The 4,796-nt window shown below is 67.4% G+C and carries 4 protein-coding genes; 3 read left to right on the plus strand and 1 reads right to left on the minus strand.

The window, feature by feature from the left end:
- The coding region (locus AB1578_22065) for a response regulator (GenBank protein MEW6490584.1) at positions 1 to 375 on the plus strand (375 nt) is incomplete at its 5' end.
- A 127-nt stretch (positions 376 to 502) separates the two neighbouring features.
- On the opposite strand, the gene AB1578_22070 is transcribed toward AB1578_22065, so the two are convergent.
- The gene (locus AB1578_22070) at positions 503 to 2,041 is read right to left on the minus strand and encodes a sigma 54-interacting transcriptional regulator (GenBank protein ID MEW6490585.1); all 1,539 of its coding nucleotides are present in this window, start codon (positions 2,039 to 2,041) and stop codon (positions 503 to 505) included.
- 243 nt (positions 2,042 to 2,284) lie between these two features.
- Here AB1578_22070 and glnA point away from each other — a divergent pair, with 243 nt between their 5' ends.
- Both glnA and AB1578_22080 read left to right on the plus strand, forming a co-directional pair.
- Positions 2,285 to 3,697, plus strand: a complete 1,413-nt coding sequence (glnA, locus tag AB1578_22075; GenBank protein MEW6490586.1) for a type I glutamate--ammonia ligase — start codon at positions 2,285 to 2,287, stop codon at positions 3,695 to 3,697.
- 513 nt (positions 3,698 to 4,210) lie between these two features.
- Positions 4,211 to 4,597, plus strand: coding sequence for a metallopeptidase family protein (locus AB1578_22080; GenBank protein ID MEW6490587.1), 387 nt, complete (start codon positions 4,211 to 4,213; stop codon positions 4,595 to 4,597).
- Positions 4,598 to 4,796 lie beyond the last annotated feature (199 nt).

Raw genomic sequence — 4,796 nt, forward strand, 5'->3', positions numbered from 1 at the left:
GACGACCCCCTTCTCCTCCAGAGCCTGGCCTCCGGCCTGGAGGACCTGGGCTTTGCGGTGCGCACCGCCCGCACGGCCGAAGACGCCCTGACGGCCTTCGAGGGCGGCGCCGCAGGAGGGGAGCCCGGCGCGGCGCTCCTCGACGTGCGCATGCCCGGCACCGACGGCATCGCCCTGGCCGAGCTCCTCAGAGCCCGGCGCCCGGGCCTGCCGATCCTCTTCCTGTCGGCCTTCGCGGACGACCGGGCGGCCGAGATCCTCCGCCTCGCGGGCCGCCCCGCCCTGACCAAACCCCTCACCCCCTCCCGCCTGGCGGAAGCCCTCCTCGAGCTCCTGCCGGCCCGGGCAAGGACGGGGTCTGCTGGGACAGGATGACAGGATCGACAGGATAGGAGGGGTACAGTGGAGCCTGGGAGCGGCACGCAAACCTACAGGACATCCAAGGCCCTATCCTGACCATCCTGTCATCCTGTCTACGATTCTCCCTCTCTACGGTTCTGCCTCACCGATAGCGGCGCGGGTCGAGCTCGTACTTGCGGACCTTGTAGCCCAGGATGCGCGCCGTGGTCTGGAGGCGCTCGGCGGCCTTGCGCAGATTGCCCCGGGTCACCTTGAGGGCGTCCACGATGAGATCGGACTCGAAGTGGCGGGTGGCCTCCTCCAGGGGAAGGTCCACGCCGCTGCGGGAGGCGTCCGCCGTCTGTAGGGTGGGGGGCAGGTGATAGGAGTGGACGGCCGGCTCCTCGCACAGGAGCACGGCCCGTTCGATGCAGTTCTCGAGCTCGCGCACGTTGCCCGGCCAGTGGTAGCCGACCAGCATGTCGATGGCCGGGGTGGTGATGCGCCGGATGTCCTTGCCGTTTTCCCGGGCGTACCGCTCCAGGAAGTACTCCGCAAGGAGCAGGATGTCGGTCTTGCGCTCCCGCAGGGCCGGCATGTAGATGGGAAAGACGTTGAGCCGGTAGTAGAGGTCTTCCCGGAAGGTGCCCTCCTCCATGAGCTCCTCCAGGTTGCGGTGGGTGGCGGCGATGACCCGCACGTTGGCCTTCAGGGTCTCCCACCCCCCCACCCGCTCGAACTCCTTCTCTTGGAGCACCCGCAAGAGCTTCACCTGGGTGCTCCCGTTCACGTCGCCGATCTCGTCGAGGAAGATCGTGCCTCCCTCCGCCTGCTCGAACCGGCCGGGCTTGCGGGCGATGGCCCCGGTGAAGGCCCCCTTTTCGTGGCCGAAGAGCTCGCTCTCGATGAGGGTTTCCGGGATGGCCGAGCAGTTGACCTTCACGAAGGGCTTCTTCGCCCGGTGGCTTCCGTAGTGGATGGCGTGGGCCACGAGCTCCTTGCCCGTGCCGCTCTCTCCCCGGATGAGCACCGTGGCGGTGGACCTGGCCACCTGGGCGATCATCCCGAAGACCTCGTGCATGGCCTTGCTGTTCCCGATGATGTTGGTGATGTTGTACCGGCGCACGAGATCCGCCTGGAGCCGCGCCTTTTCCGCCAGGAGCTGCTCCCGCTCGTCCTCCACCAGGCGGTGGAGCTTCACGGCCTGGGCCACCATGGAGGCGATGATGGTGAGGAGCCGCACGTCCTCGTCCAGGCTGGTCTCGTCGCCGAAGAGCCGGTCCACGCTCAGGGCGCCGAGCACCTCGTCCCGGGTGCGGATGGGAACGCACAGGAAGGCCACGTCGGCCCGGGAGAGGTCGCGGCTCTGGGTGCGGTTGAGGAAGAGGGCGTCCTTGCCCGGCGTCACCACCAGGGGCTCGCCGGTGGCCACCACCCGCCCCGTGACCCCCTCCCCGAATCGGTAGCGGCCCTTGCGGCGCGCCTCCGGGTCCAGCCCGTAGGAGACCTCGATCTGCACCTCCTCGGCGTAGGGCGAGACCAGGGCCACCGTGCCCCGGGTCATGCCCAGGCGCTCGGCCAGGCACAGGAGCACCCGGTGGAGCCAGTCGTCCAGGTCGAGGCTCGAGGCCAGGGCCGACGCCACGTCGTACAGGGTTCCGAGCTCCTGCACCTTGCGTTCGAGGGCCTTGGTCGTGGTCACGGCAGTCCTCCGGAGAAAATTTGACAAAAGTGTAGGCCTCTTGGGGAACTGGAACAATCGTGAACTGCCTTCCCGTTCCTCGGTCCCACTCGAAATCGAAATCACAATCGACCCCGACCTGATACCGATTTCGATTTCGATTTCGAACGGGGGGGCGGCACGGTTCGGCCCTTTCCAGACCGCGCGGGGCTTGCTATCTTCGGCGCCGGTTCGCGCCGTTCGCCATCGCCGAGAGGAGAGACCATGACTCCCAGGGAAGTGCTGGAGTTCGCCAAGGAAAACGAGTGCCGGTTCGTCGACCTCAAGTTCCAGGACTTCCTGGGGCTGTGGATGCACTACTCCCGGCCCATCCAGGAGCTCGACGAGGCCACCTTCGAGGACGGCTACGGGTTCGACGGCTCCAGCATCCGGGGGTGGCAGCCCATCCACGCCTCCGACATGCTCGTGGTCCCCGACCCCGAAACCGCGCGCATCGACCCCTTTCCCCGGGAGCGGACGCTGCACCTCATCGGCAACATCTTCGACCCCATCACCCGGGAGCCCTACTCCCGGGACCCCCGCCACATCGCCCGCAAGGCCGAGAGCTACCTGATGGGCACAGGTGTGGGGGATACGGCCTACTTCGGGCCGGAAGCCGAGTTCTTCGTCTTCGACGACGTGCGCTTCGACCAGACCCGCAACAGCGCCTTCTACCTGGTGGACTCCGAAGAAGGGCGCTGGAACACGGGGCGCGACGAGCAGCCGAACCTCGCCTACAAGCCCCGGTACAAGGAGGGCTACTTCCCGGCACCCCCCACCGACAGCCTAAACGACCTGCGCAACGAGATGGTGCTGGAGCTCATGCGGGTGGGCATCCACGTGGAGCTCCAGCATCACGAGGTGGCCACCGCAGGCCAGGGCGAGATCGACATCCGCTACGCCCCCCTGGTGGAGCAGGGCGACAACCTCCAGTGGTTCAAGTACATCCTGAAGAACGTGGCCCGGCGCAACGGCAAGGCGCTCACCTTTATGCCCAAGCCCCTCTTCGAGGACAACGGCTCGGGCATGCACGTGCACCAGTCCATCTGGAAGAAGGGGGTCAACGTCTTCGCAGGGGAAAAGTACGGGGGCCTCTCCCAGGAGGCCCTGTGGTACGTGGGGGGCATTCTCCGGCACGCCCCGGCCCTGTGCGCCGTCTGCAACCCCTCCACCAACTCCTACAAGCGGCTGGTGCCGGGGTACGAGGCGCCGGTGAACCTGGCCTACTCCAGCCGCAATCGGTCGGCGGCGGTACGCATCCCCATGTACTCCACCAACCCCAAGGCCAAGCGCGTGGAGTTCCGCACCCCCGACCCGAGCTGCAACGGCTACCTGGCCTTTGCCGCCATGCTCATGGCCGGGCTCGACGGCATCGAGAACCGCATCGACCCGGGCGAGCCCCTGGACAAGGACATCTACGGCCTCTCCCCCGAGCAGCTCCGGGGGGTGCCCTCCACCCCCGCGAGCCTCGCCGACGCCCTCGACGCCCTGGAGGCGGACCACGAGTTCCTCCTGCGGGGCGACGTGTTCACCGAGGACGTGATCGAGACCTGGATCGGGTGGAAGCGCAAGCACGAGGTGGACGCCGTGAACATGCGCCCCGTGCCCTGGGAGTTCGCCCTGTACTTCGACTGCTAACGAGGCTGCGCCTCGGACCGTCGAGGCGGGGGCGCGCCGGAGGACACGAAACCTTCGAACCACGAAGGCACGAAGACACAAAGGAGATCGAGGAAGAGAGAAGTGTGCATTCTTCATGTCTTTGTGTCTTGGTGGTTCAAACATTGCCTGTGTGGGGGGGCCCTCCGCCCAGCGGTCAGGTGGGCACGGCCCACCGGTTTTCGCCCGTGACCTTGGTTGCTACGGATCTGCGGAGGAGTTGCCGGGTACAGCTTGGAGGGGCGGGACGGGGGGCTCCCCGGAGGCGGCGCAGGCGGGTTTGGGGATGCCCTTGCGGACGAGGGATGTCCTTCCTCCCCCGCTGGAATGGGCGGACCCGTTCCGACACCACGGGATCCTGCGCCGCCGGAGGGGAGGCCTCCGTCCCGCGGGAGATCGGCTCGGAATCGGCTCTCGATACCGATCCCGATTTCGATTTCGATTTCGACTGTGTGGCGGGGGGGCACCCGGACAGCGCAGGGAGCACCGTATCCCATGGATCGAAGGCGTTTTCAGGAACTGGCCGAGGAGGCGTTCGACGCCTTGCCCGAGGAGCTCCTCGGGTACGTGGACAACGTGGTCTTCGTGGTGGAGGACTGGCCCGATGACGAGACGCTGGGGGAGATGGAGATCGAGAGCCGCTACGGGCTCCTGGGGCTCTACCAGGGGGTGTCCCTCGCGGAGCGCGGCGTGGACACGAGCGGGGTGCTCCCCGACCGCATCCTCCTCTACCAGCGCCCCATCGAGCACTGGGCCCGGGAAGACGGCCTGGAGGTCTTCGACGTGATCTACGACACCCTGCTCCACGAGATCGGGCACCACTTCGGCCTGGACGAAGAAGACCTGGCCCGGCTCGAGGGGTGGGAGCCCGAGGCCGACTGACCGCCTTTTGCGCCGCCGCCCCCCACGCCAACCGAGAGGACACCAACGATGCAGCGCCTCCCCACCGAAGGCGAGAACGTGCACGGCTTCCTGGTCCAGCGCCTCGAGGCCCTGGACGAGCTCAACGCGACCCTGGTGCGGCTCGAGCACGGTCCCACGGGTGCGCGCTGGCTCCACTTCGCCAACGCCGACGACACCA

The organism is Thermodesulfobacteriota bacterium, assembly GCA_040756475.1.
In the GTDB taxonomy this organism is placed as follows: domain Bacteria; phylum Desulfobacterota; class Deferrisomatia; order Deferrisomatales; family JACRMM01; genus JBFLZB01.